Here is a 25,854-nt window from a genome sequence, read left to right as displayed (position 1 = left end):
CCTATAATTAGTTGGTTTTTGCAAGTACTTTTTTCACAATCACAAGATCTTTAGATTTACTTAAAGTCTTGGTTTCGCCTAAGCTTCAAACTTGGTAAAATAAAGGCTAGGTGAAGAATTATGATTATTGCACAAGGACACAGTTTAGAAAAACAATTTGGTACCACTACATTATTTAAAGACGTAAACTTTTCAATTGATTCCAACGCCAGAATTGGTTTAGTTGGACCTAACGGTGTCGGCAAAACCACCCTACTAAAAATCATGATGGGGCTTGAAGAAGCCACTAAGGGTGAATTTATTGTCAACCGCGGAATTAAAGTAGGCTACATTGCCCAGGAAAATGCTTTAAGCGATGATAAGAGTATTTGGGATGAAATGAACAATGTGTTCGCTCCCCTAATTGCTAAAAGCAACAAGTTAATCCATTTACAAGAGCAAATTGCTGATCATCCTGAAAATGAAGAATTGCTCAAACAGTATGATCAACTTCAATTTGATTTTGAACAAGCTGGTGGTTACACTTATCAAGCTGAAATCAAGAGTATTTTAAACGGATTCAAGTTTCCTGAAGCTACTTGGACTAAGCAAATTTCCAGTCTTTCTGGAGGAGAAAAAACCAGATTGGCCTTTGTTAAGTTGCTTTTGCAAAAACCACCGCTACTTCTTTTGGACGAACCAACCAACTATTTGGATATGGATACATTAGATTGGCTAGAAAGTTTCTTGAAGACCTACCCAGGTGCTATTTTGGTAGTTTCCCACGACCAATACTTCTTGGATCATTTGGCAACGCAAATTTATGAATTGCAATTTGGCAAGTTGACCGCCTTCAAGGGAAATTATTCCGCTTATCAAGCAGAACGGGAATTGCGCGATCGTCAACAAGAAGCAGCTTATGAAAAGCAACAAGAAGAAATCAAACGAGAAGAAGAATTTATTCAAAAGAATCTCATGCGAGCTTCTACAACCAATCGTGCACAGAGTCGCAGAAAGAAACTCGAAAAACTTGAACGAATTGATCCGCCTAAGCACTCAAGCAAGGTAAAGATTCATTTTTCAAGCGATCATCCTTCTGGCAAAGAAGTCTTGATTTTAAAGGATCTAACTGTCGGTTACCCTGACAAGAATATGATCGAAAATATTTCCTTCCAAGTCAATAAAGGCGACCGCGTAGCTATTATCGGACCAAATGGTATCGGTAAGTCGACTTTACTTAAAACGATCATGAAGCAATTGACTCCTAAAGATGGAAACATAAAATATGGTGCTTCATTAGATATTGGTTATTACGATCAAGAACTCCAACGTTTAGATCCTAGTCAAACAGTACTTGATACTATTTGGAATCGGCACAAGACCATGCCTGAGCGCGAAGTTCGGTCTATTTTAGCAAGTTTCTTATTTACGGCTAAAGATATTGATAAGACAGTTGGACAATTATCTGGTGGACAAAAAGCCCGTCTTACTTTGACTGTTCTATCGCTTGAGCACAATAATTTCTTGCTCATGGACGAACCAACCAACCACTTGGATATTGAAGCAAAGGAAGTTTTGGAAGCTGCCTTGCAAGATTATGATGGAACGATTTTGTTCGTCTCACACGACCGTTACTTTATCAATAAACTGGCTAACAAGATCGTGTCTGTTAGAAACAAGCATGCCAAGATATATGAAGGCAACTATTCATACTACTTTGACGAAAAGGCTAAAGAAGCTGCTGGCCTAACTCCTAGCCAAGATGCTCCTGAAGAAGCCCCTGTCAAAGAGAACGTTTCGCAACAAAAATTATCCTACCAGCAACAAAAGCAACGCGATTCACAAAAGCGCAAGTTGGAGCGAGCTGTTGAAACTGCTGAAAAACAAATCAGCGAATATGAACAAGAAATCGAAAGAATTCAAACTGAAATGGCTAAACCTGAAATTGCTACTAATTTTGACAAATTAGGGCCGCTACAAGAAGAGCTATCTGAAATTCAGTCAAAACTAGATCAAACAAACAATGATTGGGAAGAAGCAATGCTTGCTTTAGATGATTTCGAATAATAAAAAAGATGATTATCAATCTGCATCAAATATGCAAGTGATAATCATCTTTTTTAGTTATTGCAACATTTCTTGTGCATATGGCAATTCCATTGATGGATCTGCATTCAAGCTTAAGTCGCTAAACTTGCCAGCTTGGTAAAGATTGTAGGCTGCTGCACCAATCATGGCTGCATTGTCGCCACACAACTTTAATTCTGGCAAAATTACCTTAGGCTTGTTCTTAAGGCGATCAATTTCCAAACTCATTCGCTCTCTCAAGCCTTGGTTAGCAGCTACTCCTCCACCCAAAATAAAAGTTTTAGGTTGGTAAGCCTTAATTGCGCGAATTGTCTTGTGAGCTAACACATCGACAACTGCAGCTTGAAAACTGGCTGCCAAATCATACTTATTTAATTCTTGGTGAATTTGATCAGCATGGTGGCAAGTGTTGATAAAGGCTGACTTTAAACCTGAGAATGAAAAATCATAATCATCATCTTCCATCATTGCTCTAGGGAAGTTGAAGGTATCTTTTCCTTGATGAGCCCATTGATCGATGGTCTTTCCTGCTGGATAATTTACTCCTAAAACTCGGCCGATCTTGTCATAAGCTTCTCCAGCTGCATCATCTCGCGTATCGCCAATAATTTCAAAATGAACTGGATCTTTCATCAAAACGATCTCAGTATGGCCACCAGATACCTGCAAGGCCAAAGCTGGATATTCAATTTCATCTTTAAGTTGAGCTGCCATAATGTGGCCCATGATATGGTCAACTCCAATCAAAGGCAAGCCTGTTGCCATTGAAGCAGCCTTAGCTGCACTAACTCCAATAAGCAATGCTCCAACTAATCCTGGTCCTGATGTTACTGCAATTGCATCAATATCTTTCCAATCAACCTTAGCTTCAGCTAAAGCTTCTTTGGTTATTTGACTAATAACTTCGATATGGTGTCTGCTGGCAACTTCTGGAACAACCCCGCCAAAGCGTTGATGACTCTTGATTTGCGTAGCCACGATCAAGCTTTCGATTTCTCGTCCATTTTTAATTACAGCAGTTGAAGTCTCATCACAAGAACTTTCATAAGCTAGAATTCGAATATCTTTTTTTTCAGTCACAATTAAACTTCTTTCTTTCCCTTCTCCAACCAGAGAATCATATTTATTGCATCTGTATGCGTATCACGATAATAATTTTTTCGGATAAAGGTTGATTCAAAGCCTAATGATTGGTAGAGCTTTTTAGCAACCGTATTATTAATATTAACCTCTAAGCTAACGAGTTCGCTAGCATTTTGTTTGGCTAGTTCAATTACTACTTTTAATAGCCAAGTTCCAATTTTTTGCCCCTGATAAGCCGGATTCACCGCCAAATTAGTAATATGTGTTTCTCGCGGATGGAATCTAGCACCAATCATCCCTACCAAAGTCGATTCATGATAAACCACCAAATAGATTCGATTGTGCTTTTTTAATTCAGAGTAGAAGGTTTGCCCGCTCCATGGCGTCTTGCCATGATAGACTGCCTTTTCTAAATTAAGCAAGCTTGGAACATCGGCCTGGGTTGCAGGCATCAATTGATAGACTTTTTCATTGATTACCATCGCAACTGGTTCAAAATTCATTGATATTTTATTTTTTTGAGGGTGAAAAAAATCACTAAAGCGTTTAAACTTCTTCAACATAATCACTATCAGGAGCAAATGGCTTTCCTGTCCGCTTATGCCAGTCTACTTCGGCTTGAGTTCTTCTCAAGTAGCGTGGCAACAGCTTGTCAGGATCAATAGCTTCTTCGTTTACTGCTAATTTTCCAATTAAGCCTGCGTGCAATTCATTTTGACTTTCTGATCCATAAGTGTAGTTTAGGCCTAACTTTTGAACAAGTTCATCATGTTTATCAATGCCGCTACCTACAAAAACAACTTGGTCAATGTTATTTTCTTGGCTGAACTTCTTAATTTCTTCAAGCAATTGATCAATATGGTAATGGCCATCAGGAATTACGTTAGTTAAAGCTTGTCCAAAATATCCACCAGCAAAGTAGTTGTCGTTTCTAGCATCAAGCATAGCAATAATCAAACTGTCTTTTTGATCAATTCCTTTGGCTAAAGACTTAAGAGTTGAAATTCCAACAACTTCTTTTTCCAAAATGCTGGCAAACATCTTAACCGTAGTAATGCCAATTCTTAAACCAGTATATGAGCCTGGTCCAATAGCCACTGCAAAACGATCAATGTCTTGAAGCGATAACCTGTTTTCAGTTAGAATATCCTGAATCATCGGATCCAAATGCTCGCTGTGATTTCTTTGATCCTGTTCATTTTTTTCGCTAATCACTTGATCATCATCATTCAAAGCCACGCTCAAATGATTAGTAGCGGTAGTTATACTTAAAATTTTCATTCTAAATTATCCTTCTTGCTGTTAAATTCAAAAGCACGACCACTAGTGTCATGCTTATCGATTATTTATTCTGCCATTTCATTTCACAAACAGCTCGCTTGCTGCCCGTTTCATCCATTAAGGCATGGTGAGTCAGCGTAGTCTGATCGACTCGATCATAGCTTACACATGAATAGGGCTCTTCGCCATATTGGAATTCTTGATCGAATTTCAAATCAATCTCACAAATTCGGTGCTTGCTCATGAATTCACGCCCCAAAACATCAATCAACCAATTGAAGTAATGACTATTGGTTAGGTGATGATTGGTATCAAGATCGTAATAAGCTACGCTATATTGCTTTTTTTGCTCATAACTTTCAAGCGGTCTGATCCGTGGAAAACGTGGCATCTTTTTAAGTTTGGGTGCATCAATTTTTTCCATGATCTTCTCGTCACTTGGAACTAATTTACGCTCCTTGAGGTTGAATAGTACCCACTGACTATGAACACTGACTAATGCATTGCCAGCCTTATCCTCAATTGAAAAATCTCGATATGACAAAAAGCGATTATAGCCACTAGCCGTGGTCGTTAAGATGACTTTTTCAGCTGGCTTAGGCAATCTAGTTATTTGCATATGATATTGCGTCACAACCCAGCCTAAACCTTGGTCTAATAAATCATTAGTACCGATATTATGTTCATCCAATTGATGCTCAGAAACTTGCATCAATAAATCCATCATTGACGTCAACTTCAAATGTTGGTTTTCGTCACATTCGCCATATTCAATTGTATGTTCTTCTGTATACTTCATAAACTAATCCTGATGATAGTGGTCGTATAACTCATTTTTGGAAACGCGATTTACCTTGGCCACTTGTTTAATCGCATCTTTTTTGCTAATTCCGCGGACAACCTCTTGATCAACCAACTTGACTAATTCTTCCCAGGACAATTGTTCTGGTTCATCTTCATTTGGCGAAACCAAAATTACGAATTCTCCCCTTGGAGCCGTCTGGGTAAAATGATCCACAAGTTCATCAACGCTGCCTCGAACAAATTCTTCATGAATTTTTGTTAATTCTCTAGCTGCAACAATTTGACGATTACCACCTAAACACTCCTGCATCACTTTTAGGGTTTTGACTAAGCGATGTGGAGCTTCATAAAAAATCGAAGTTGCATGTGAAAGTTTTATTTCTTGCAAAAATTCTTTTTGCTCGGAATTCTTTCTAGGAATAAAGCCATAATAAGTAAAAGGCTGAGCATCAAAGCCAGATGCAATCAAGGCCGTCGCAAAAGCAGATGGTCCTGGCAAAGGAACAACCGGAATATCATTTTTGATACATTCTTGCACTAATACAAAACCAGGATCGGAAATAACAGGCATCCCTGCATCGCTTATTTCAGCAATCGTTGCCCCTTTTTGCATTAATTCGATCAATTCTGGTGCTCTTTGCTTGGAATTGTACTTGTGGAAAGAAATCATTTGATTGTGGATTCCCAGTTTTTCTAGCAAAATCCCACTGGTTCTCGTATCTTCAGCAGCAATATAATCAGCCTGGCTCAAGATATTCTTGGCACGAATAGTAATATCTTCTAGATTTCCAATTGGCGTGGGCACTAGATATAATTTTCCTTGTTCATTCGCATAACTACTTTGTTGCTGCATCTCTAATTCCTTTTATTTTTCTTATTTCCAAAATTATCCAAAATATCAATACAAAACATACAGTCAGAGTTCAAGTCTCGATGAGATCCATAATACATATTGCAGATATGATAGCCTGAATTGTAAATCTGCTTTAGCGACTCCAGGCCGCTTTGGGTCTTAACTACTTCTGGCCCTTTTCTAGCTGTAATTTTATCTAGCTTTTCGCGCAATAACTGGTTCTCAACCTTAAGTTCAGTATTTTCTTTTAAGATTTCTAAAATATCATTGTCTAAGCTTTCGATCGTCTTAGTCATCTTTTCCATTGAGTTGTGAAGTTGTTGCAACTTTGAATATGGATCCACTCTTGGCACCTACCTTTTCCCCTGTAAAGCAAGATACATCAATAAATTTTTGAAACTTACATTACTCAAATTCATTTTGTCAACATCCATCAAATATTTTAGCATATGCATCCCAGTTATTCTCTTATCGTCATGATGCAAATCTTGTTCTGCTAAATATTTTAAACGAAATAGGATATACTTTCGCAATTCTGGACTTTGACTTTGCGATGCTAATTTATAAGCACTAACTATCGCCAGGTCATTTTGTTCGCATATTTCCTCATAAAAGTACTTAATGCTTTGATTCAATTTGGTCAAATCGCCTAAATTATCAATTTCATCGGCTGAAAAGCCACTGTCTAAGAGACTATCTTTAGATCCAGATAAACTAGCTTCGCTGGCAAACTTGAAAATTTGCGTTCTTGAGCGAATAGTTGGCAAGATTTGATCCAAATTATTGGTAATCAAAATCGTAACCACTGGGGCTATTGGCTCTTCTAATAGATTCAATAAAGCATTAGCTGCAGATAAGGTCAAAGTTTGAGCTTGCTCGATAATAAAAAAGCGAATCTGGCTTTCAACCGGACTTTTGGCCAATTCTTCTTTCAAAGGACGAATTTGATCAATACTTAAACTTTGCCGATCATCTAATTGAACCGTCAAAACATCTGGATGATTGCCAGATAAAATTTGTTGGCAATTTTGGCATGTGCCATCAGGTTTGTTTTCTCCTTGGCAATTATACAAACAAGCCAGCCAAAAAGCCGTATTAATCGCAATTGTTTGATCATTAGCTACAAAAAGAAAACTATGCGCCAATTGTTTATTACTGTAAGCCCGCTTTAAAATCTCTGCTTGGGCTTGATCTATTTTCTTTATATCTATCATTAGAATTGCTCAAATTGATCTACTGGAAGAACAAAGCAAGTTGCTCCACCAACGGTAACTTTTACAAATTGGCTCATTTCTAAGCCAGATGAAATTAAGTTTGGTTGAACATATTCTTCACGTGCTTGTGACTTGTCTTTGATAATCTCTAGCACCTTGTCCACTTGTTCATCATCAATACCAATCAAAAAAGTGGTGTTGCCTTGACTCAAAAAACCACCTGTTGTAGCTAATTTAGTCGCTCTAACATTATTTTCGACAAATGCTCTTTGGAGTTTATTGGAATCTTCTTTTTGAACAATCGCAACAATTAATTTCATAAAAATTACCTCTCATCAAATAATTCAGGCAAACGAGTCTTAATAACAGCAATTGCATCCTCAACCACTTGATCAAGCTCTTGATTGGCATTAATTACTGCTATTCTGTTTGCATATTTTTGATTGATCTCCTGATAGCCATTATAAACCTTATAATGGAAATTTATTTTCTCTTGTTCCAAACGATCCTCATGATCTGGTCTTTCCAATTTGATTCTTTGCAGTCCAATTTCTGGGTCTAAATCAAAAAACAACGTTAAATCAGGCATAATTCCGTCTGTCGCAAATTTGTTTATTTCATAAACATTGTCAATTCCTAAAGATCTACCTACGCCTTGATAAGCTAAAGAACTGTCGATAAATCGATCTGATAAGACTAATTTTCCGGCTTCCAAGGCTGGCTTGATCACTTCTTCAACCAATTGACTTCTTGAAGCTGCATATAGCAAGGCTTCTGTTCGATCGGCCATTTGCTTATTTTCCGGATCTAAGATAATTTTTCGAATCTTCTCCGCAATCTTCGATCCACCAGGTTCTCTAGTTACTATATATTGTGGTTTGATCTCTTGGCCGACTTTCTCCAAAATTTCCTTTAAGACTGTACTTTTTCCTGCCCCATCAGGCCCTTCAAAGCTAATAAATGTACCCTTCATAAAACCCTCCATGTGTCTATTCTACAGAACTTCCACTTAGATTAACAGTGTTTCAGCCTAGATAGTTTTATGAAAAATAAAAAAGCCCATCCGGGCTTTTTTTATTGAGTGATAGCATTGGTTATGCCACTAAATCTTGTGTGTCGATAACGAGCTTCATTATACAAAAAACTATACTTTGCCCGCAAAATTTTGCTGGCAACTACATTATCATCAGACATGTCTAGAGTTGTTTGATCGAGATTTTGTTGAAAAGAAATCTGATTTTGCAATTTTTCGACTAAGGCGATTAATTTCTGATCCCCATCCTCTTTGATCTTATCTCTTTTTCTTTTTGCCATTATAATGATGTTCTCCCTTGTACTGCTCGCTTCAAGGTAATGGAGTTAGCATATTCAATATCGCTGCCTACTGCAAGTCCAGCTGCTAATCTAGTAACTTTAATGCCAGCAGGCTTGATTAACTTACTGATATACATTGCAGTCGATTCACCTTCTGGAGTTGAATTTAGTGCAATGATTATTTCTTTGACTTGATCTTGCTTTTGCAAACGAGTGATCAATGATTTAATGTTGATCTCTTCTGGTCCCATGCCATCCATTGGCGATAAAACTCCATGTAAGACATGATACAGGCCATCATACTCACCCATATCTTCAAAAGCCATCACATCCTTAGGTTGTTCGACAACCATAATCATAGTCTGGTCTCTTGAAGGATTAGAACAAATTGAACATGGATCTTGTTCAGTAATATTTCCACAGATTGAACATTGATGGAGCTTGCTTTTGACATTGGTCAAGGCCTGAGCAAAATCACTCACGTCCTGCATTGGCATATCCAAAGTATAAAAAGCTAACCGAGTAGCTGTCTTTTCGCCAATACCGGGTAATTTCATATAAGAATCAATTAGTTGAGCAATTGGTAATGGATATTCCAACTAAATCAAACCTTTCGTATACTTGCCAAGACTTGCCTGGGTACTCTTGTCAATTTCAGTCATACCCTTGTTTACGGCATCAATAATCAGGTCTTGTAACATATCTGGATCTTCTGGATCGATTGCTTCTGGGTTAATCTTGATTTCCTTGAGCTTGCGATCACCAGTAAAAGTAACAACTACTAAATCATCGGCTGACTTGCCAACAAATTCTTGCTTGGTTAAGTTTTCTTGTTCTTCTTGCATTTGTTGTTGAAGCTTCTTAGCTTGCTTCATCATTTGTTGCATGTTCATTCCGCCCATGCCCATACCGCCGAAATTAGGTCTTCTACTCATAATTTTTTGCCTCTCTTAATCCTTTATATTTACTAATTCGCCAAATAGATCCTTGGCCTTGGTGACAACTTCTAAATCCCCCTGCGCTTCTTCTGGTTCATTTTCTTCGAAATTCTCCAGTCGCTGGCGCTTTTTGGCAATCAATTCTTGCTTATGCGTCTTGACGAATTCTTGTCTTACATCTAGCCAATCATCATCTGGTACTAAAACTATATCATACGAATGTTTAGAAAATTGTTCAATATATCCTGTCAATTTTCCTAACAAATCGCCATCTGAGCTAGCTTTTTCAAACCATAAGGTGTACTTGCATTTCATTACCACCTTGTCTGGACTTGCAGCTACTGGTTCTAAAACATCTAATAAGGCCCGCTCTGATACTTCCAAGACCGATTGCAAGTCTGGCCAAATATCCTTAATAGTTGCCAAATCTTCCTTAGTTGCATGCTTAAGTACTTCGTAAACCTGCTTGCGATTATTGGTAGATGTTGATGCAATTCTAGTTGTTGGAGCTGGCTTGTTAGTAGTTTTTTCTGAAGCTGGCTGAGGAGGATTTGCCTGCAAGTCTTGGACCTTTTTAGTCAACTTTTTGACTTCTTCTTGCAGCATTTTTATTTGACTAGCTAAGCCATCATCAACAGCGACTACTGGAGATGCAGCTTCAGTTGTAATTGCAGCTGAAGTTGAGCTTTGAACCAAAAATACTTCTAGTGGTATTTGTTGCTGATTAGTATAGCGCAAATCATTTAGCGCGCCATTAGCTAAATCGATCAACTTGAAAATCTTTTGCGGATCAATTGATGCAACTGTTTGGCCGAAGTTTTCGGTGACAAATTCTGTTTGATCGCTAGAGCCCATCTTTTGATTGATCAAGACTTTGCTGGCTAAATCGATCAGCTCATCCAAAATATTTTTGGCAGTTGCACCATCTTTCAAAAGCTGCTCCGCTTTTGCTAAGGCCTGACTGGTTTGATCCAGCAAGAGGTCAATTAAAACTTGTTCGATTTTTTCTTTAGCTGCAAAACCGGTAATCTGCAAAGCATCTTGATAAGTAACACTATCTTGTTCATAGCTCAGCAGTTGATCCAAGATACTTAAAGCATCTCTCATTCCCCCGTCAGCAACTTGAGCAATCACTGAAATAGCTTGATCTTCATAAGCAATCTTTTCTTGATCCAAGATGAAAACCATTCTGTCCATCAAGTCTTGCTTGGAAATTCGTTTGAAGTTATAGCGCTGAGTTCGAGAAATAATCGTAGCTGGAACTTTTTGCAATTCAGTTGTTGCTAAGATAAAGACCACATGAGCAGGTGGCTCTTCTAGGGTCTTAAGCAAGGCATTGAAAGCTCCGATTGAAAGCATATGGACCTCATCGATAATGTAGACCTTATATTTACCCTCAGTTGGCGCATACTTTACCTTATCGCGAATCTCTCTAATTTCATCAACACCATTGTTAGAAGCGGCATCGATTTCAATAATATCAGCCAAAGCGCCTTTGTCGGCAGCTATACAATTTGCGCATTCGTTGCAGGGCTCGCCATCTTGCAAGTTAGTACAATTTAATGCCTTAGCAAAAATCTTGGCACAAGAAGTCTTACCAGTACCTCTAGGCCCAGCAAATAAAAACGCATGCGAAATTTTATTGCGTTTGATTGAATTCTTTAAAGTTTCCGTTATGGCTTCCTGACCAACTATACTGTCAAAAGTGCGTGGTCGCCATTTTCTATATAGTGCTTGATAAGCCATCAATTCTCATTCCTAATAATGTAAAAAAACTCTCAACTCTTTAAAAGAGTTAAGAGTTTGTAATTGTCTTAGAAAGGGCACATGCCTAAACAACCTTAGTGCTGCTATCTTCCGATCCTGACACAATTCAGAGGTTAAACATTGCCCAACAACTATAATAGCGTATTTTCTGAATTATTTCCACTATCTTGCGCCATCAATTTTTGCTTTTTTTGCTTTTGGCGAATCGCTCTAAAAAAGTTAGTTAGCATTTGTCCAGCTTCTTGCCTAAAAAGTCCACGAATCACTAATGGATGGTGATTGAATTTTTCTACTGCAAACAGATCAACAACGCTTCCAGCAGCTCCAGCTTTTGGATCCATTGCACCGAAATAGACTTCTTTCAATCTGGCATTGATAATTGCCCCTGCACACATTGGGCATGGCTCTAAAGTGACAAAAAGACTGCAGTCAATTAGACGCCAACTGCCAATTTTTTGACAAGCTTGTTTTATCGCAATCATTTCTGCATGTTGAGTTGCATCTTGATCAAGCTCTCGGCGATTATAGCCCTCGCCAATCACTTCTCCATCAGGGGAAACTACTATTGCACCGATAGGAACTTCATCTTGCTCTTGAGCCTTTTTAGCTTGCTCAAAAGCTAGCAACATATATTTCTTCTTGTCCTCACTCGATAACACTTACTCATCCTCGCTTTTTACTGACTTCAGGATGTAATAACCTTTATCGCGAGTTACAATTTCACAGTTGCCATAGACCTCTTGCATCAATTTGCGAGCGCTTGGTTCACCCTGCTTTTTCTGAATAACTACTAATAGAGTACCACCTGGCACTAAATGTTCAAATGCTTTAGCTAAAATTTCTGAGACTACCTTCTTGCCAGCCCTAATTGGTGGATTGGTCAAGATTAAGCCGTATTTCTTATCCACATTCTGATAGATATCAGAAGCATAGATATTCACATTAGAAATCTTGTTGGCAGCTGCATTTCTTTGGGCTAAAGCTAGGCCTCGTTCATTGACACCAATCATGTCGACTGTCTGATTAGGCCATAACTTTGCAGCAGTTAAACCAATTGGGCCATAACCGGTCCCAACATCCAAAATTCCTACCTGTGGAAAGTCCACTTCAGCCATTGCCTTAATTAATACGCTTGAGCCATAATCAACGCGCATTTTTGAAAAAACGCCGGCATCAGTCGTCAATTGTAGAGTAAAATTTGCAAAATTATATGAAATATGATGTTCATCATGAGCTGCATTAGGGTTAGCAGCATAGTACATTTGATTTTTTTCTTCTGTCATTTTTGCTCTCAAAATTAAAATAAAAAAACAGGTTGGATTTTTCCAGCCTGTTCTCTATATTTGCCTATTGGCAATAACTATTTAACAGTTACAGTAGCGCCAACTTCTTCAAGCTTAGCCTTGATTTCGTTAGCTTCGTCTTCTGAAACGCCTTCCTTGATGTTCTTAGGAGCACCATCAACAAGGTCCTTTGAGTCCTTAAGGCCAAGACCAGTGATTTCACGAACAGCCTTAATAACCTTAACCTTTTCTTGACCTGCTTCAGTCAATTCTACATCAAATGAAGTCTTAGCTTCAGCAGCACCAGCAGCACCAGCAGCAGCTACAGGAGCAGCAGCAGTAACGTCAAATTCTTCTTCAATAGCCTTTACAAGGTCGTTCAATTCAAGGATTGTAGCGCCCTTTAAGTCTTCAATAATCTTAGCAGTATCTAAAGCCATTTAAGTATCCTCCGAAAAATTAGAATTTAGATATCAATAACAATAAAACTATTCAGCTGAGGCTTCGCCCTTTTCAGCAACAGCCTTAACAGCATAAGCGAAGTCGCGTACAGGAGCTTGCAATACAGAAACAAGCATTGAAAGCAAGCCTTCACGACCTGGGATAGCAGCAAGTTCTTTGATTTCTTCCTTAGAAGTCAACTTGCCTTCAAGTACACCACCCTTGATTTCGATAACATCAAAATCATCTTCGTACTTAGATACGATACGTGCAGGTTCGGTAATGTCATCAGCGTTATCAGTGTAGATAACAGCAGTTGGTCCAACAAAAGCATCGTCAAGACCTTCAATACCAGCCTTAGCAGCAGCACGTCTCAAGTAAGTGTTCTTAACAACCTTCATCTTAACATCTTTTTCACGAAGGTCCTTACGCATGTTAGTAACTTCATCAACAGTCAAACCTAAGTAGTCAATAACTAAGATAGCCTTGGCAGCCTTAAGTTCTTCAGCAAAAGCATTAACAAACTTTTCCTTTTCAGCAATAGCAGCTTTACTCACTCGATTTCACCTCCACAATTACATTAATAAATTCTATGTAGGCCTGTTTAAATAGAAACTCCATGCCAAAAAGACATGGAGCGTTTGAATTCTTCATTATCTTCTGGCCTCGGCGGGATATTAAGGCGTCATGCCACCCGAGTCTTAGGTAGAATTTACTCTAACTAGTATAGCAACTCTAACAAATAGATGCAAGCAGAAATTATAAATTTTCGTCTGGTTGCGCGCAAGCTTCTGCCTCCTTGACCAATTTCATTTCATCTTGGTCAAGTTTTTCGCCATCAACCACCTTTTCAGCTACATCGCGATCTAGCTTGCCAGGGTTTAATTCAACTAACTTATTAGTATTGCGGTAAACTACCCATTCAGCTAAGTTAACAATGTGATCGCCAATTCGCTCAAGCAATCTGATTACTGTCAGGTATGAGGCATTAGCTACAGCTACTTCTGTTTCTTTAGCCATTTCAGCAATTATTTCTTTTCTTGCTTCAACAAACTTGATATCAATTTCTAAATCTATCTTGGCAGCTGACTTAGCAATTTCAATATCGTCTTTAGCATAAGCGTCTAAAACTTTTTCCATCATATTGCGAACCAAGTCAGTCATTTCAGCAATCAACTTTTCGATTTTAGGAACCCGTTCGTTGCCCTTAACTCTGATTGTTTCTACGGCAATTGAAGCTGCATGATCACCGATTCGCTCTAAGTCGCTTGAAGACTTTAAGGCTGAAATAATCATCCGAAAGTCAGAAGCCATTGGTTGTTTTAAAGCCATCAATTGCAAAGAATCTTTTTCCAATTGAACTTCTTCATCGTTGATCTTTTCATCTCCAGCAATAACTTCTTTAGCTAGTTGCTTGTCATGTTCGATATAAGACTTGGTTGCTAGATATATCTGTTCATTAACATTGATTCCCATCGTAATGTAACGAAGGTTCAACTTTTTCATCTCATCAAGAAAAATTCCGCGCATTTTTGTCACCTATCCAAATATTCCATTAATGTAGTCGCTGGTAACTTGTTCCTTAGGATTCATAAAAATCGTACTAGTTTCATCGTATTCAACAACTTTCCCAGCTACAAAGAGTGCTGTCATATCGCTTATTCTAGAAGCCTGCTGCATATTATGGGTTACAGTTACGATTGTATAATCCTGACTTAATTTAATCATAGTTTCTTCGATTTGTGAGGCTGAAATTGGATCTAAGGCACTTGTTGGCTCATCCATCAAGATAACTTCTGGTCTAGTTGCCAAAACTCTTGCAATGCAAATTCTCTGTTGTTGACCACCTGACAATCCTTGAGCATTGTCATTTAGTCGATCTTTAACTACTTCCCAAATAGCTGCTTGTTTTAAAGATTCTTCTACTCGAGCATCAATTTCCTCTTTATCAGTAATTCCAGCTAGCTTCAAGCCAAAGCTAACATTCTCATAGATCGAAAAGCTAAAAGGATTAGGCTGTTGAAAAACCATGCCAACATCTTGGCGAAGCTTGACAATGTCAGTTTTAGGAGCATAAATATCATGATCATTGATCTTGACTGTACCTGTAATCGTAACGTTGTCAATCAAGTCATTCATTCGATTGAGCGATCTTAAGAAAGTCGACTTACCGCAACCAGATGGGCCAATCAAGGCCGTGATTTGTTTTTCTGGAATCTCTAAAGAAATCCCATGAAGTGCTTCTTTTTTGCCATAGTACAAACGTAAATTTTCTGTTTTAATGATTGATTTCATCGCTATCACCTAACCAAATCTTCCTTCTACGTAATTTTGCGTCAACTCAACTTGTGGATTTTGGAAGATGTTGCTGCTTTGATCGAATTCATAGACCTTGCCTAAATGAAAGAATGCCGTGTAATCGCTAGATCTGGCCGCCTGCTGCATATTGTGCGTTACCATGATGATCGTGTAATTTTCCTTCAATTCCATAATCGTTTCTTCAAACTTAGCAGTTGAAATTGGATCTAAGGCACTTGTTGGCTCGTCCAGTAACAAAATTTCTGGCTTTAGGGCAATTGCACGAGCAATACAAAGGCGTTGCTGCTGCCCACCTGACAGATCTAGGGCGCTTTTAGCAAGGTCATCTTTAACTTGATCCCACAAGGCTGCCTTTTTCAAACTAGTTTCGACAATTTCATCGAGTTTTTGCTTATCTTTTACGCCATGATAGCGCAAGGCGTAAGTGATATTGTCATAAATTGACTTAGCAAATGGATTAGGCATTTGAAAAACCATGCCGATATGTTTTCTAAGTTCATAGACATTAATCTTGGGATTGTTGATATTAATTCCATCAAAAATAATTTGTCCGTTCACCGTCGCAACTTTATCATTCATTCGATTGAGTGATCTCAAGAAAGTCGATTTGCCTGAGCCAGATGCACCAATCAGAGCGGAAATTTGATTTTTTGGAAAAGATAAGTTGGTTTTATGTAAGGCCTCAACTTTGCCATAGTTAACTGTCATATCAATAGTTTTTAGAGCAATTTCTTGGCTAGGAATTACGATATTTGTTTCTTTCATTTTACTTCTTTCCCGTTAATTTTCTTTCTAACTTATTGCCTAAATAATGGGCCATCAAGTTGAACAACAATACAACGATAATTAAGACTGCAGAAGCAGCAGCTGAGACTGCATCGCTATCAGCGGTTAAGCCTTCAGTATTTAATTTCCAGATATGAACTGCCAAAGTTTCAGCTGGTCTCATTACGTTTAAGGGGCTAGTTGGCGAAAATGGGTTTAAATTACCATAGTCAAGTCTAGGGGCGCTTTGACCTGAAGTGTAGATCAAAGCTGCAGCTTCACCAAAAATTCTTCCCGATGCCAAGATGATTGCCATTACAACTGAAGGAACTGTAATTGGCAAAATTACACCCTTGATCGTTTTCCAAGGTGACATCCCTAAAGCTAGCCCTGCCTCTAATTGCTTATGATCAACTGCTTCAAAGGCATTTTGAATACTGCTGGTCAATAAAGGCAAATTGAAAACCGTTAAGGCAATGGCTCCTGACAAAATCGAAAATCCAACTTGCCATTTAATTACAACTAGCAAATAGATAAATAGACCAACGACGATCGATGGCAATGAGCTCAAAATTTCAATTAAAGTCTTAACTAAGCGCGTTAGCCAATTATTAGGTGCAAATTCGGCTAAGTAAATCCCGGCTCCTAAAGCTAGTGGCAGAGAAATCACCATGCTTAAAACCAATAAATAAATCGAATTAAACAACTGATCTCTGATACCGCCCCCAGCCTTAATTGCTTCAGATGGCTTAAAGATAAAGTCTATTGAAGCATTGGGCAAACCATTGATCAGAATATATGACAATAGAGCAAGTAGAATAAGAGCTACAATGGCTACCATTGTTTGAATTGCATAGCGCGCAATTTTATCAATTCGTTTTGCATTCATTATTTCAATTCTCCTCTTTTTCCAATCCACTTAGCTACTAGGTTAAAGACCAATGACATTAATAGTAAGACTAATGCTAATGCCCACAAGGCATCATTTTCGACCGAATTCATAATTGTGTTTCCAATTTGAGAAGTCAATTGACTAGTCAAGGTTGCTGTTGGTGATACCAAATTAGTCGGAAGCAAAGGAGAGTTTCCGATTACCATTTGTACTGCTAGCGCCTCGCCAAAGGCTCTTGCCATTCCGAAAATTATCGCTGTCAAAATTCCTGGAATGCTTGCTCGCAAAACGATCAGATAAATCGATTGCCATTTAGTTGCTCCTAGCGCTAAAGCAGCCTGACGAAAACTTACTGGAATTCTTTGCAAAGTATCAACTACCATCGAAGTAATAGTTGGCAAAATCATAACGAACAAGACTAAAGCTCCTGGCAAAATACCAAAACCCGTCCCACCAAAAAGCTTTCTAGTTATTGGCACAATTACCATCAATCCAGTAAATCCGTAAACTACTGATGGCACTCCAGTAAATAGTTCAATCATTGGCTGAATCAAGCGACGCATTCTCTTGCTGGCATATTCTGTCATATAAATTCCGATTGCCAAGCTAAATGGTGTCGCAATTAAAGCAGCCAACAGAGTTACTCCAAATGATCCAATAATCATAGGCAAGGATCCTGCTATCGGTTGGCCTTGGGCATTTTTTGTCCCAGGATTCCACTCACTGCCTGTTAAAAATTGCCCCAAACTGATGTGGTCAACTACAAAAGCTCTGATTCCGCGACTAGCAACAAAGAAAATAATCGCTAGCGTCAAAGTAACAATGATAGTTGCGCATAGGAAGGTAATTACTTGTCCGATTACATTTTCCTTAGTCGCCTTACTAGCTTTTAACAATTGATTTTTTGCTTTAGCTTTCATGCTTTACTCCCCTTTTAGTTGATGAACTTTCCCATTGATATCTTTTGAAACCTTCATTTGATGAATGCTGATATATCCAAGTTCTTCAATAATGCTGGTTTGAATTTTAGGCGATTCGATATAATTGATAAACTTTTTCGCTAATTGATTGTTGGCCTTTTTATTCAAATACATGTGTTCGTATGACCAAATTTTCCAATTGTTGTTTGTAACGTTAGCCTTAGTCGGCTTAACTCCGTCAATTTCCAGCTTAACTAGATTTTTCTTATTGGCATAAGCAAAGGCTAAATAGGAAATTGCACCTGGAGTTGCTGCCACGATTTTTTGAACGGAACCATTTGAATCCTGTTCCTGTCCGCCAGCAACTGGCTGACCATGCATTACATCTTGTTCAAAGGTAAATCTCGTACCTGAACCCTTGCTGCGGTGAATCAAAACGATTGGCAAATCTTTGCCTCCCACTTGCTTCCAGTTAGTAATCTTGCCGGCAAAAATATTCCGCAATTGATCCATAGTTACATTTTTTACACCACTAGTAGAGTTGGTGATAACCGCAATGCCAACTACTGCTACTTTATAGTCGAGCAATTTTTTAGAATCAATGCCTTGTTTTTGCTGTGCAAAAAGATCAGAATTGCCGATATTTACGGCTTTTTCCGAGACTTGACTTAAACCTGTACCAGTTCCGCCACCTTGTACGTTAATAGTGACATTGTGTTTAATTCCATATTGATATCCTGCTTCTTCAGCTAGTGGCTGCAAAGCTGTAGAACCCACAATTGTCAGTTGATTTTTATTATGTGAACATGCTCCTAAGAATGGAACGAGTAATAAAATTAACAATAAAGCTATTTTTGTCTTTTTCATCTTCTTTACCTCTCGATTTCAGTATAAAAAGCGAGTGTAAAGCCTGATCATTGCTTATGTAAATTTTATGTAAATTCTTGCTTGCTACGTGCAAAAGTAGGCACTTTTTACTTATACTATTAATTAGAGAATGAAAGGATTCATCATGCAAACTATAATCTTATTGAGCCAAAATTTACTGCTATTTAGCGGACTAAATAACGAAACAAATAAAGCAAACATGAATTTGTATAACGCCATAACTCTGAAAAAGGTGGTCACTCACGCCGAAGATCCTGATGTTAAGGGAATCGTGCTTGATCTTCATCACTTGGATATAAACGAGGTTATTGCTGCAATTAGTGAAATTCGTCAAAAATTTCACGGTCCACTTATTTGTTTGACTAAAACCTTTGACAGTCATTTAGCAAAAAAACTACTAAAACTAAATGTAAATTCTGTTCTAGTAGCTTACAATCCTTCTCTTATCTTGGCTCAATTAGATAGTTTAGCCTGGCTAACTGCCCAGCATGATATTTCAACTAGACCCTTGCGGCACAAGGGCATTCATGACTATTTTATAACTGAGAAAAAATACAACTTAGACTTATCTAGTTACCCAGCAAAATTAAATGGCAAAAAACTTGCCCTTACAACCAAAGAGTTTAAATTATTGGAATACTTGTTTGAACACGAAGGACAAGTTTTATCTCGAGATCAACTGTTAAAAGGCGTCTGGCAATATGATGAATCGTTAAATTCAACCAGAATCGTTGATATTCATATCAGCCATTTGCGCGATAAAATCGAAAAAGACCCAAGGCATCCGCAAATTCTTAAAACAGTTAGAGGTTGGGGCTATATCTTAACCTTGCATGGACAAGAAGTAAATTAAACAAAAAAAGAGATCAGGAAATTTCCTGATCTCTTTTGATTTTGTCTGCTTTTATTAGTTTAAGTCTAATGGGTTAAGCTTAATACCAGGGCCGAAAGTTGCAGCAACAGCAACACTCTTGATGTATTGACCCTTAGCAGCTGCAGGACGTGCACGAACGATAACATCGCGCAATGCCTTGAAGTTTTCTGCTAATTGTTCTTCAGTAAATGAAACCTTACCGATAGCAGCGTGGATAGCAGCTTGACGGTCAACACGGTATTCTACTTGACCAGCCTTAACGTTCTTAACAGCCTTTTCAACGTCCATGGTTACAGTACCAGTCTTAGGGTTTGGCATCAAACCTTTAGGACCAAGTACACGACCCAAACGACCAACCTTAGCCATCATCATTGGTGTAGCAACAACAACGTCAAAGTCTAAGTAACCGTTTTGAACCTTTTCTACCAATTCATCTGAACCAACTTCGTCAGCACCTGCTGCCTTAGCTTGTTCAGCTTGAGGACCTTCAGCAAAAACGATAACCTTTGAGGTCTTACCAGTACCGTTAGGTAAAACAAGTGATCCACGGATTTGTTGATCAGCTTGCTTTGGGTCAACGCTCAAATTGTATGATACTTCAACTGAAGCATCAAAGTTTGCGTATGAAGTTTCCTTAACAAGCTTCATAGCTTCGTCAATAGTGTATAACTTAGTTGAATCTACTTTCTTTGCAGCTTCTAAATATTTCTTACCATGCTTTGGCATGTGATTTCCTCCTTGTAATGTGGTCAAACGAGCTCTCTCTAAGCTCTCCCACCTAATATGTTAACTAAATAACAGGATTAGTCTTCGACTTCGATACCCATACTTCTAGCGGTACCTTCAACCATGCGCATAGCAGCTTCGATATCAGCAGCGTTAAGGTCTTTCATCTTAGTCTCGGCAATTTCCTTGACTTGAGCCTTGGTTACCTTACCAACCTTCTTGGTGTTAGGTTCACCTGAAGCCTTATCGATCTTAGCAGCTTGCTTAAGCAATACTGGTGCTGGTGGAGTCTTAGTAATGAATTCGAATGAACGATCTTCATATACAGTAATAACTACAGGGATAATCATGCCCTTTTGGTCAGCAGTTCTAGCATTGAAGTCCTTAGTAAAACCTACAATGTTAATACCAGCTTGACCCAATGCAGGACCAACAGGTGGTGCAGGTGTTGCAGCACCAGCTGGGATTTGTAATTTAACAACGTTAATAACTTTCTTTGCCACGGTCAAAACCTCCTTGATTCCGTGATGCGGTTAAAATGGAGAATTTACCTAATTCCCCTCCCACAATAATAAAGATACGTCAACTATCTTAGCATCAAACAACAACAATTACAAGACAAAATTATTCTATTTATTCATAATCTTTTACTTGGTCGTAATCAAGTTCAGCTGTAGTTGCACGACCAAACATATCGATCGATACATAAACCTTAGCCTTGTCTTCTTGAATATCGGTAATCTTACCAGCCATTCCACTAAATGGTCCTTCGGTAATAGTTACTGTATCACCAATTTCAAAGTCGATAGTTGGCTTAGAAAGGTCTTCATTTTCTAAGTTGAGCAATCTTTCAACTTCTTCTTCAAGTAATGGAGATGGCTTAGAACCACCACCGTGAGAACCTACGAATCCAGTAACGTTTGGTGTGTTACGTACCACAAACCAACTCTCGTCAGTCATGACCATTTCTACTAAAACATATCCTGGGAAAATCTTTTCTTCAATAGCTTGCTCTTTTCCACGAACAGTTTCAGTCTTCTTTTCTTCAGGAACCATTACTCTGAAGATAAAGTCTTGCATCCCCATGCTTTGCGCACGTGAAAGAAGGTCGGACTTAACCTTGTCTTCATATCCTGAATAAGTATGCAATACGTACCATTTCTTTTCGGCTGTTTCTACCATTGTTTTCTCCTTTTTGGCAAACAAAAAAACCTCGATGCTGAGGTTTTTCCTTCGTTACGACAGATTATACCACGAACAATCCATCTTTGCCTATCATTAATAGATTTAATTACATCATTAATTGAGTTAAAGAACTAAATGCCCAATCAAGCAAACCCAAATATGCAGCAAACAAAATTGAGCTGCCAATCACGATTGCAGTATCGCGACGATTCTTCTTGAAAGTTGGCCAAGTGACCAATTTCATTTCCTTTCCTACGCTCTTAAAGAACTTAATCATTTAATTCTTACCTCGTTTCCTTATGTAAAGTCTTCTTACCACAATGTTTGCAGAACTTGTTAAGTTCAAGTCTTTGAGTACGGTTATTGTTTGCGGTGATTGAATAATTGCGTGATCCACAAACTGTACAAGCTAATGCTGCTTTTTTTACTGCCATAATTTCACTTCCAAACTTCTGTTAATTTTACCAGGATTTAAAAATAAACGCAATTATAAGAAAAGACAGCTATCTTTGCAATAGCTGTCTTGATGGTCAAAAAAGCGTGACCATTGTGCGTAGAATATTTTTAAGGAATTACTTCTTAAGATTTGCGCTGACGAATTCTTCAACCTTTTCGTCAGAGTCCTTTAAGAACGGAAGCATATCTTCCTCCGTCTTGTCGGTATCTCTACCATTCTTTTCCATGAAATAGTCCCAAAGGGCATCTCTAACAGGAAGATCAGAGTCGCTCCAATCAAAAACTTCATTCATGTGACGGTCTAATACTGCAGTCTTCATAACATCTGCCATCTTAAAATACCTCCTAAAAAACTCTACATAATTATTATACAACCATATATCAAAAATATATCACGTACTAAATAAAATTTCATATAGTTTTCTACGAGCTCTCGCTCGGGCACTATTTAATTGGCGCAAAGTTATGTTGCAATCGCGCAGCACATCATCAACTGACGCTTTGCCCAGCATTACCAAGATAGCATTCATTTCCACATTAGTTAATTTTTGACATACTTTAGATCCCACTTCATTAATCGTGCAGTATAAATTATCAGGCTCTTGCACTAAATCATCGATATCTTCAGTCCAAGGAACCATATTCCGATCTATTCTACGCCGAACTGCCATTTCGAATCTCAAAAGGGTCATTATCCGATTATAGAAATAATTTTTATAGATCGTACCGAAAGTTCCTTTGTTTTTATCATGGGCCATAATGGCTTCATGACAAGAAATCATCGCCTCTTGATACCAATCTTCATCGTCTAAGTTCTTTAAATATATTCTACTTTTTATAGCACAAATCATCGGCTTATATAGATTAACCAATTTGCATAAAGCATCTTCATCTCCAGATAAAAAGGCCTCGACTAGTTTCTCTGCTTCCTGTTCTTGTTTATGCATATTCTAACTACCTCCGCACTTGATATACGTATTAATCATACAGAGACAGTTTTTAAAACAAAATATGCACAGTCTGCTTGGAATACAATTCAAGCCTAAATATCCTAAAGATTTTGGCAATTTTGACTAAATCGTTCAATTAGCCTTGACGGCTGGTTAACATTTGATAAAGCAATACGCCTGTGGCAACTGAGGCATTAAGGGATTGAACGTGGCCTACCATCGGCAAAGTTAAAGTTTGATCCATTTGCTTTTTAAGCAATGGAGAAATCCCCTTTCCTTCATTACCGATTACTAAGACAGTCTTGCCTTTGGCATCCCACTTGCGGTAATCTGTACCTTCCATGTCTGTTCCAAAGATCCAGTAGCCACGCTTTTTCAATTCTTTAGTTGTCTGAACCAAATTATTGACGCGAGCAACCGGCACGTAATCAATGGCACCAGTAGAAGTTTTAGCTACAACCGAGGTCAAGCCTGTTGCATGACGCTTAGGAATAATAATTGCATCTACTCCTGTTGCATCAGCTGAACGCAAAATTGAGCCTAAATTATGTGGATCCTCGATTGAGTCAAGCATCAGCAAAAAGGCATCATGATTTTCGGCTTCAAATTTATTTAACAGTTGATCAAGATCAGCATATTCAAAGCTTGATACTGCTAAAACCAATCCTTGGTGGTTGCCGCCTTGAACCAAGCGGTCAAGTTTATTCTTAGGAACGTTTTGAATAATTAGTCCCTTTTTCTTAGCTAAATAAACAACTTGGCTGGCAAAGTCTGCCTGCACACCTTGTTGCAAAAATATCTTGTTGATTCGACCAACATCTTGCGTTTTTAAAAAATCAATTCCAGCATGTCGACCAAATACAAAGTCACTATTAACTGAAGTCATATTTATCTATTCCACCATTTTCTACATTTTCAATACACCAAAGGCAAAGCTCTTCTACTCGATCTTTTTCATCAGCTAAGTCTAAATAGCCAATCATCGCCTCAAAACCAGTTGAAAGCTGGTAAGTCTTCAAACTAGTATTCTTGGCCTTAGTATGAGTTTTAGCATTGCGTCCGCGCTTAAAAGCAGCTGTTTCTTCTTCTGTCAAAAGTTGCTCATCTTGCAATTTAGTAATCAAGGCAGCTTGAGCCTTGGCTGAAACGTAATACGTAGCTTCTCTTTGCAATACTTGGGGCTTTACAATTCCACCGCGCAAAAGGTGACGACGAATGTAAATCTCATAAACTGCATCCCCAATATAAGCTAAAGTCTGTCCACTCAGAGTATTGGGATTAACGGTTTGTTCAACTAATACTTTTGCTTTATTCACGTGTCCACCTAGTTCCTTGAGGGGTATCTTGAATAATAATCCCCATTTCTTTCAATTGATCACGAATTTCGTCACTTCTAGCCCAATCTTTATTCTTTCGAGCCAAGTCTCTTTCTTTTACCAATTCATCAATTTGAGCATCATCATCGCTTGCTTCTTGCTTTACTAATTGGCTAGCATCCAAACCAAAGACTTCTATCCAAGCTTTGAAAGCATGATCGAATTGCTTCAAAGCTGACTTATCGCTTTTTTCTGCGTTGGCATTGGCATTGACTAATGGCAACAAATCGTAAATAGCTGCTAAAGCGTTTTGAACATTGAAATCGTCATCCATTGCTTCCACAAACTTCTTTTCAGTCATTTCAATTGCTGCTGCAAGTTCGCTGTCAGCTTGTGATTCAGTTTGATCTTCCAAACGAAAAGCCACATTAAGCAAAGTATTTTTGAATTTATCAATAATGTTGGCTGCTTGACTCAAGTTTTCTTCTGAATAATTGATTTGACGGCGATATTGCACGCTAGCCATGAAGAAGCGCAAAATTTGTGGATCAATCTTTTGAATAATGTCATGAACCGTAACAAAGTTGTGGAGTGACTTAGACATCTTTTCTTGATCCTTGCCCACGGTGACAAAGCCATTGTGGAGCCAGTAATTGACAAACTTTTGACCAGTTTTTGCTTCACTTTGAGCAATTTCATTTTCATGGTGTGGAAATTCCAAGTCTTGTCCACCGGCGTGAATATCGATAGTATTGCCCAAATACTTGGTTGACATGACTGAACATTCGATATGCCAACCTGGTCGACCCTTGCCCCATGGAGAATCCCAAGCAATTTCATCAGCTTGTTTTTGAGCCTTCCATAAAGCAAAATCAATTGGATCTTCTTTTCTTTGTTGTTCTTCGTCTTTAACGTGTTCAGAAGCGCCTTCTTCAAGCTGAGCAATATTTTGATCGCTTAACTTGCCATAGTCCGCAAACTTCTTAGTTCGATAATAGACATCTCCATCGACTTCATAAGCAAAGCCTTTGGCAATTAAATCTTGAATAAAATCAATAATCGAGTCGATTTCTTCAGTAGCGCGCGGATGCAAACTAGCAGGTTCAACATTCAATGCGCGAGTATCTTCTGTATAAGCCTCAATATATCTTTTAGCTAATTGAGCAACCGTGATCTTCTCTTGACGAGCTTGATTGATCATTTTGTCGTCAACATCAGTGAAGTTAGAGACGTATTTAACCTCGTATCCGCGATATTCAAAATAGCGTCTAATCGTGTCAAAAGCAATCGCACTACGCGCATTTCCAATATGGATATAGTTATATACCGTAGGGCCACAAACATACATACTAATCTTGCCAGGTACTAACGGTTTAAATTCTTCTTTTTTTCGGGTCAATGTATTATAGACTTGCACGATTTGAACTCTTCCTTTCTAAAAATTCATTCTAATTTTAACAAGAAAAACACCGTAAATACAAAAAACTAGAAAACAGATTGCAGTCTGCTTTCTAGTTC

At 38.3% G+C, this 25,854-nt stretch carries 35 protein-coding genes, 1 other RNA gene and 1 other annotated feature; of the genes, 2 read left to right on the top strand and 34 right to left on the bottom strand.

Annotated features, from left to right (window positions below):
• Positions 1-120 precede the first annotated feature (120 nt).
• Complete coding sequence (locus tag BN53_RS04785; RefSeq protein ID WP_009559788.1) at positions 121-2,046, top strand: ABC-F family ATP-binding cassette domain-containing protein; 1,926 nt, start codon at positions 121-123, stop codon at positions 2,044-2,046.
• 57 nt (positions 2,047-2,103) lie between these two features.
• Here the strand turns inward: BN53_RS04785 and tsaD are convergent, their stop codons facing one another.
• The 24 genes from tsaD to BN53_RS04670 form a co-directional block, all read right to left on the bottom strand.
• The gene (gene tsaD, locus BN53_RS04780) at positions 2,104-3,147 is read right to left on the bottom strand and encodes a tRNA (adenosine(37)-N6)-threonylcarbamoyltransferase complex transferase subunit TsaD (protein ID WP_009559787.1); all 1,044 of its coding nucleotides are present in this window, start codon (positions 3,145-3,147) and stop codon (positions 2,104-2,106) included.
• Between the two features lie 2 nt (positions 3,148-3,149).
• Complete coding sequence (rimI, locus tag BN53_RS04775) at positions 3,150-3,653, bottom strand: ribosomal protein S18-alanine N-acetyltransferase (protein ID WP_009559786.1); 504 nt, start codon at positions 3,651-3,653, stop codon at positions 3,150-3,152.
• A 43-nt stretch (positions 3,654-3,696) separates the two neighbouring features.
• A complete protein-coding gene (gene tsaB, locus BN53_RS04770) occupies positions 3,697-4,431 on the bottom strand; it encodes a tRNA (adenosine(37)-N6)-threonylcarbamoyltransferase complex dimerization subunit type 1 TsaB (RefSeq protein ID WP_009559785.1) in 735 nt (244 codons plus the stop codon).
• Between the two features lie 61 nt (positions 4,432-4,492).
• Complete coding sequence (locus BN53_RS04765; protein WP_009559784.1) at positions 4,493-5,230, bottom strand: acyl-[acyl-carrier-protein] thioesterase; 738 nt, start codon at positions 5,228-5,230, stop codon at positions 4,493-4,495.
• 3 nt (positions 5,231-5,233) lie between these two features.
• The gene (rsmI, locus tag BN53_RS04760; protein WP_009559783.1) at positions 5,234-6,088 is read right to left on the bottom strand and encodes a 16S rRNA (cytidine(1402)-2'-O)-methyltransferase; all 855 of its coding nucleotides are present in this window, start codon (positions 6,086-6,088) and stop codon (positions 5,234-5,236) included.
• Between the two features lie 2 nt (positions 6,089-6,090).
• The gene (gene yabA, locus BN53_RS04755; RefSeq protein ID WP_040537325.1) at positions 6,091-6,432 is read right to left on the bottom strand and encodes a DNA replication initiation control protein YabA; all 342 of its coding nucleotides are present in this window, start codon (positions 6,430-6,432) and stop codon (positions 6,091-6,093) included.
• 9 nt (positions 6,433-6,441) lie between these two features.
• The gene (locus BN53_RS04750; RefSeq protein ID WP_009559781.1) at positions 6,442-7,302 is read right to left on the bottom strand and encodes a DNA polymerase III subunit; all 861 of its coding nucleotides are present in this window, start codon (positions 7,300-7,302) and stop codon (positions 6,442-6,444) included.
• Positions 7,302-7,622: a cyclic-di-AMP receptor gene (locus BN53_RS04745; protein WP_009559780.1), complete on the bottom strand. Its 321-nt coding sequence runs from the start codon at positions 7,620-7,622 to the stop codon at positions 7,302-7,304. Before BN53_RS04745 ends, BN53_RS04750 begins: the two co-directional genes overlap by 1 nt.
• 5 nt (positions 7,623-7,627) lie before the next feature.
• Positions 7,628-8,275 carry a dTMP kinase gene (tmk, locus tag BN53_RS04740; protein WP_009559779.1) on the bottom strand — a complete coding sequence of 216 codons (648 nt, stop codon included), beginning with the start codon at positions 8,273-8,275 and terminating at the stop codon, positions 7,628-7,630.
• Positions 8,276-8,376: 101 nt separating this feature from the next.
• A complete protein-coding gene (locus BN53_RS04735; protein WP_009559778.1) occupies positions 8,377-8,616 on the bottom strand; it encodes a YaaL family protein in 240 nt (79 codons plus the stop codon).
• Positions 8,616-9,215: a recombination mediator RecR gene (gene recR, locus BN53_RS04730; protein ID WP_009559777.1), complete on the bottom strand. Its 600-nt coding sequence runs from the start codon at positions 9,213-9,215 to the stop codon at positions 8,616-8,618. Before recR ends, BN53_RS04735 begins: the two co-directional genes overlap by 1 nt.
• Positions 9,216-9,551 carry a YbaB/EbfC family nucleoid-associated protein gene (locus BN53_RS04725; protein ID WP_009559776.1) on the bottom strand — a complete coding sequence of 112 codons (336 nt, stop codon included), beginning with the start codon at positions 9,549-9,551 and terminating at the stop codon, positions 9,216-9,218. It abuts the gene before it with no gap.
• Between the two features lie 15 nt (positions 9,552-9,566).
• Positions 9,567-11,300 (bottom strand): DNA polymerase III subunit gamma/tau, encoded by a 1,734-nt coding sequence (dnaX, locus tag BN53_RS04720; protein WP_009559775.1) that lies wholly within the window; start codon positions 11,298-11,300, stop codon positions 9,567-9,569.
• Positions 11,301-11,358: 58 nt separating this feature from the next.
• An RNA gene (gene ffs / locus BN53_RS09420) (signal recognition particle sRNA small type) lies at positions 11,359-11,458 on the bottom strand.
• Positions 11,453-11,980, bottom strand: a complete 528-nt coding sequence (gene tadA, locus BN53_RS04715) for a tRNA adenosine(34) deaminase TadA (RefSeq protein WP_040537324.1) — start codon at positions 11,978-11,980, stop codon at positions 11,453-11,455. Before tadA ends, ffs begins: the two co-directional genes overlap by 6 nt.
• Positions 11,981-12,604, bottom strand: coding sequence for a class I SAM-dependent methyltransferase (locus BN53_RS04710; protein WP_009559773.1), 624 nt, complete (start codon positions 12,602-12,604; stop codon positions 11,981-11,983). It abuts the gene before it with no gap.
• Between the two features lie 77 nt (positions 12,605-12,681).
• A complete protein-coding gene (gene rplL, locus BN53_RS04705) occupies positions 12,682-13,044 on the bottom strand; it encodes a 50S ribosomal protein L7/L12 (protein WP_009559772.1) in 363 nt (120 codons plus the stop codon).
• Between the two features lie 48 nt (positions 13,045-13,092).
• Complete coding sequence (rplJ, locus tag BN53_RS04700) at positions 13,093-13,602, bottom strand: 50S ribosomal protein L10 (RefSeq protein ID WP_009559771.1); 510 nt, start codon at positions 13,600-13,602, stop codon at positions 13,093-13,095.
• A gap of 42 nt (positions 13,603-13,644) precedes the next feature.
• Positions 13,645-13,769, bottom strand: a sequence feature (ribosomal protein L10 leader region).
• A gap of 35 nt (positions 13,770-13,804) precedes the next feature.
• Positions 13,805-14,575 carry a phosphate signaling complex protein PhoU gene (phoU, locus tag BN53_RS04695; RefSeq protein WP_009559770.1) on the bottom strand — a complete coding sequence of 257 codons (771 nt, stop codon included), beginning with the start codon at positions 14,573-14,575 and terminating at the stop codon, positions 13,805-13,807.
• Positions 14,576-14,584: 9 nt separating this feature from the next.
• Positions 14,585-15,340, bottom strand: a complete 756-nt coding sequence (pstB, locus tag BN53_RS04690) for a phosphate ABC transporter ATP-binding protein PstB (RefSeq protein WP_009559769.1) — start codon at positions 15,338-15,340, stop codon at positions 14,585-14,587.
• Positions 15,341-15,349: 9 nt separating this feature from the next.
• Positions 15,350-16,129 (bottom strand): phosphate ABC transporter ATP-binding protein PstB, encoded by a 780-nt coding sequence (gene pstB, locus BN53_RS04685; RefSeq protein WP_009559768.1) that lies wholly within the window; start codon positions 16,127-16,129, stop codon positions 15,350-15,352.
• Between the two features lies 1 nt (position 16,130).
• Complete coding sequence (gene pstA / locus BN53_RS04680; RefSeq protein WP_009559767.1) at positions 16,131-17,018, bottom strand: phosphate ABC transporter permease PstA; 888 nt, start codon at positions 17,016-17,018, stop codon at positions 16,131-16,133.
• Complete coding sequence (gene pstC, locus BN53_RS04675; RefSeq protein ID WP_009559766.1) at positions 17,018-17,941, bottom strand: phosphate ABC transporter permease subunit PstC; 924 nt, start codon at positions 17,939-17,941, stop codon at positions 17,018-17,020. The genes pstA and pstC overlap by 1 nt, the downstream gene beginning before the upstream one ends.
• Positions 17,942-17,944: 3 nt before the next feature.
• Positions 17,945-18,808 (bottom strand): phosphate ABC transporter substrate-binding protein, encoded by an 864-nt coding sequence (locus BN53_RS04670; protein ID WP_009559765.1) that lies wholly within the window; start codon positions 18,806-18,808, stop codon positions 17,945-17,947.
• A 145-nt stretch (positions 18,809-18,953) separates the two neighbouring features.
• Here BN53_RS04670 and BN53_RS04665 point away from each other — a divergent pair, with 145 nt between their 5' ends.
• Positions 18,954-19,682, top strand: a complete 729-nt coding sequence (locus BN53_RS04665) for a response regulator transcription factor (protein ID WP_009559764.1) — start codon at positions 18,954-18,956, stop codon at positions 19,680-19,682.
• 54 nt (positions 19,683-19,736) lie between these two features.
• Here BN53_RS04665 and rplA read toward each other — a convergent pair whose 3' ends face one another.
• From rplA to cysS, 10 genes are all read right to left on the bottom strand, one after another.
• Positions 19,737-20,429 (bottom strand): 50S ribosomal protein L1, encoded by a 693-nt coding sequence (gene rplA / locus BN53_RS04660; protein WP_009559763.1) that lies wholly within the window; start codon positions 20,427-20,429, stop codon positions 19,737-19,739.
• Positions 20,430-20,506: 77 nt separating this feature from the next.
• Complete coding sequence (gene rplK / locus BN53_RS04655; protein WP_009559762.1) at positions 20,507-20,932, bottom strand: 50S ribosomal protein L11; 426 nt, start codon at positions 20,930-20,932, stop codon at positions 20,507-20,509.
• A gap of 130 nt (positions 20,933-21,062) precedes the next feature.
• A complete protein-coding gene (gene nusG / locus BN53_RS04650) occupies positions 21,063-21,611 on the bottom strand; it encodes a transcription termination/antitermination protein NusG (RefSeq protein ID WP_009559761.1) in 549 nt (182 codons plus the stop codon).
• 109 nt (positions 21,612-21,720) lie between these two features.
• Positions 21,721-21,891, bottom strand: coding sequence for a preprotein translocase subunit SecE (secE, locus tag BN53_RS04645; protein ID WP_009559760.1), 171 nt, complete (start codon positions 21,889-21,891; stop codon positions 21,721-21,723).
• Positions 21,892-21,898: 7 nt separating this feature from the next.
• Positions 21,899-22,048, bottom strand: coding sequence for a 50S ribosomal protein L33 (gene rpmG, locus BN53_RS09415; RefSeq protein WP_009559759.1), 150 nt, complete (start codon positions 22,046-22,048; stop codon positions 21,899-21,901).
• Between the two features lie 138 nt (positions 22,049-22,186).
• Positions 22,187-22,402: a P8 family protein gene (locus BN53_RS04640; protein WP_009559758.1), complete on the bottom strand. Its 216-nt coding sequence runs from the start codon at positions 22,400-22,402 to the stop codon at positions 22,187-22,189.
• 60 nt (positions 22,403-22,462) lie between these two features.
• Positions 22,463-23,017 (bottom strand): DNA-directed RNA polymerase sigma factor, encoded by a 555-nt coding sequence (locus BN53_RS04635; protein ID WP_009559757.1) that lies wholly within the window; start codon positions 23,015-23,017, stop codon positions 22,463-22,465.
• Positions 23,018-23,156: 139 nt separating this feature from the next.
• Positions 23,157-23,906, bottom strand: a complete 750-nt coding sequence (gene rlmB, locus BN53_RS04630; protein ID WP_009559756.1) for a 23S rRNA (guanosine(2251)-2'-O)-methyltransferase RlmB — start codon at positions 23,904-23,906, stop codon at positions 23,157-23,159.
• Positions 23,893-24,336 (bottom strand): Mini-ribonuclease 3, encoded by a 444-nt coding sequence (locus BN53_RS04625; RefSeq protein ID WP_009559755.1) that lies wholly within the window; start codon positions 24,334-24,336, stop codon positions 23,893-23,895. The genes rlmB and BN53_RS04625 overlap by 14 nt, the downstream gene beginning before the upstream one ends.
• Positions 24,329-25,753 (bottom strand): cysteine--tRNA ligase, encoded by a 1,425-nt coding sequence (gene cysS, locus BN53_RS04620; RefSeq protein ID WP_009559754.1) that lies wholly within the window; start codon positions 25,751-25,753, stop codon positions 24,329-24,331. Before cysS ends, BN53_RS04625 begins: the two co-directional genes overlap by 8 nt.
• Positions 25,754-25,854: the final 101 nt, after the last annotated feature.

The sequence above is a fragment of the Lactobacillus pasteurii DSM 23907 = CRBIP 24.76 genome (genome assembly GCF_000297025.1).
Taxonomy (GTDB): Bacteria; Bacillota; Bacilli; order Lactobacillales; family Lactobacillaceae; genus Lactobacillus; species Lactobacillus pasteurii.
This window is presented reverse-complemented; position numbering and strand designations above follow the sequence as displayed.

Excerpts from the sequence above, each read along its gene's own strand:
- BN53_RS04750 (WP_009559781.1), bottom strand. The coding sequence starts at position 7,302 with ATGATAGATATAAAGAAAATAGATCAAGCCCAAGCAGAGATTTTAAAG.
- pstB (WP_009559769.1), bottom strand. The coding sequence starts at position 15,340 with ATGAAATCAATCATTAAAACAGAAAATTTACGTTTGTACTATGGCAAA.
- phoU (WP_009559770.1), bottom strand. The coding sequence starts at position 14,575 with ATGCGCGGAATTTTTCTTGATGAGATGAAAAAGTTGAACCTTCGTTAC.
- rsmI (WP_009559783.1), bottom strand. The coding sequence starts at position 6,088 with ATGCAGCAACAAAGTAGTTATGCGAATGAACAAGGAAAATTATATCTA.
- rplA (WP_009559763.1), bottom strand. The coding sequence starts at position 20,429 with ATGCCAAAGCATGGTAAGAAATATTTAGAAGCTGCAAAGAAAGTAGAT.
- BN53_RS04745 (WP_009559780.1), bottom strand. The coding sequence starts at position 7,622 with ATGAAATTAATTGTTGCGATTGTTCAAAAAGAAGATTCCAATAAACTC.
- BN53_RS04640 (WP_009559758.1), bottom strand. The coding sequence starts at position 22,402 with ATGGCAGATGTTATGAAGACTGCAGTATTAGACCGTCACATGAATGAA.
- pstA (WP_009559767.1), bottom strand. The coding sequence starts at position 17,018 with ATGAATGCAAAACGAATTGATAAAATTGCGCGCTATGCAATTCAAACA.
- tmk (WP_009559779.1), bottom strand. The coding sequence starts at position 8,275 with ATGAAGGGTACATTTATTAGCTTTGAAGGGCCTGATGGGGCAGGAAAA.
- pstC (WP_009559766.1), bottom strand. The coding sequence starts at position 17,941 with ATGAAAGCTAAAGCAAAAAATCAATTGTTAAAAGCTAGTAAGGCGACT.
- pstB (WP_009559768.1), bottom strand. The coding sequence starts at position 16,129 with ATGAAAGAAACAAATATCGTAATTCCTAGCCAAGAAATTGCTCTAAAA.
- nusG (WP_009559761.1), bottom strand. The coding sequence starts at position 21,611 with ATGGTAGAAACAGCCGAAAAGAAATGGTACGTATTGCATACTTATTCA.
- rlmB (WP_009559756.1), bottom strand. The coding sequence starts at position 23,906 with ATGACTTCAGTTAATAGTGACTTTGTATTTGGTCGACATGCTGGAATT.
- BN53_RS04735 (WP_009559778.1), bottom strand. The coding sequence starts at position 8,616 with ATGGCAAAAAGAAAAAGAGATAAGATCAAAGAGGATGGGGATCAGAAA.
- BN53_RS04725 (WP_009559776.1), bottom strand. The coding sequence starts at position 9,551 with ATGAGTAGAAGACCTAATTTCGGCGGTATGGGCATGGGCGGAATGAAC.
- BN53_RS04670 (WP_009559765.1), bottom strand. The coding sequence starts at position 18,808 with ATGAAAAAGACAAAAATAGCTTTATTGTTAATTTTATTACTCGTTCCA.
- BN53_RS04665 (WP_009559764.1), top strand. The coding sequence starts at position 18,954 with ATGCAAACTATAATCTTATTGAGCCAAAATTTACTGCTATTTAGCGGA.
- BN53_RS04635 (WP_009559757.1), bottom strand. The coding sequence starts at position 23,017 with ATGCATAAACAAGAACAGGAAGCAGAGAAACTAGTCGAGGCCTTTTTA.
- rimI (WP_009559786.1), bottom strand. The coding sequence starts at position 3,653 with ATGAATTTTGAACCAGTTGCGATGGTAATCAATGAAAAAGTCTATCAA.
- BN53_RS04710 (WP_009559773.1), bottom strand. The coding sequence starts at position 12,604 with ATGACAGAAGAAAAAAATCAAATGTACTATGCTGCTAACCCTAATGCA.
- tsaB (WP_009559785.1), bottom strand. The coding sequence starts at position 4,431 with ATGAAAATTTTAAGTATAACTACCGCTACTAATCATTTGAGCGTGGCT.
- rpmG (WP_009559759.1), bottom strand. The coding sequence starts at position 22,048 with ATGGCAGTAAAAAAAGCAGCATTAGCTTGTACAGTTTGTGGATCACGC.
- BN53_RS04765 (WP_009559784.1), bottom strand. The coding sequence starts at position 5,230 with ATGAAGTATACAGAAGAACATACAATTGAATATGGCGAATGTGACGAA.
- dnaX (WP_009559775.1), bottom strand. The coding sequence starts at position 11,300 with ATGGCTTATCAAGCACTATATAGAAAATGGCGACCACGCACTTTTGAC.
- secE (WP_009559760.1), bottom strand. The coding sequence starts at position 21,891 with ATGATTAAGTTCTTTAAGAGCGTAGGAAAGGAAATGAAATTGGTCACT.
- BN53_RS04785 (WP_009559788.1), top strand. The coding sequence starts at position 121 with ATGATTATTGCACAAGGACACAGTTTAGAAAAACAATTTGGTACCACT.
- rplL (WP_009559772.1), bottom strand. The coding sequence starts at position 13,044 with ATGGCTTTAGATACTGCTAAGATTATTGAAGACTTAAAGGGCGCTACA.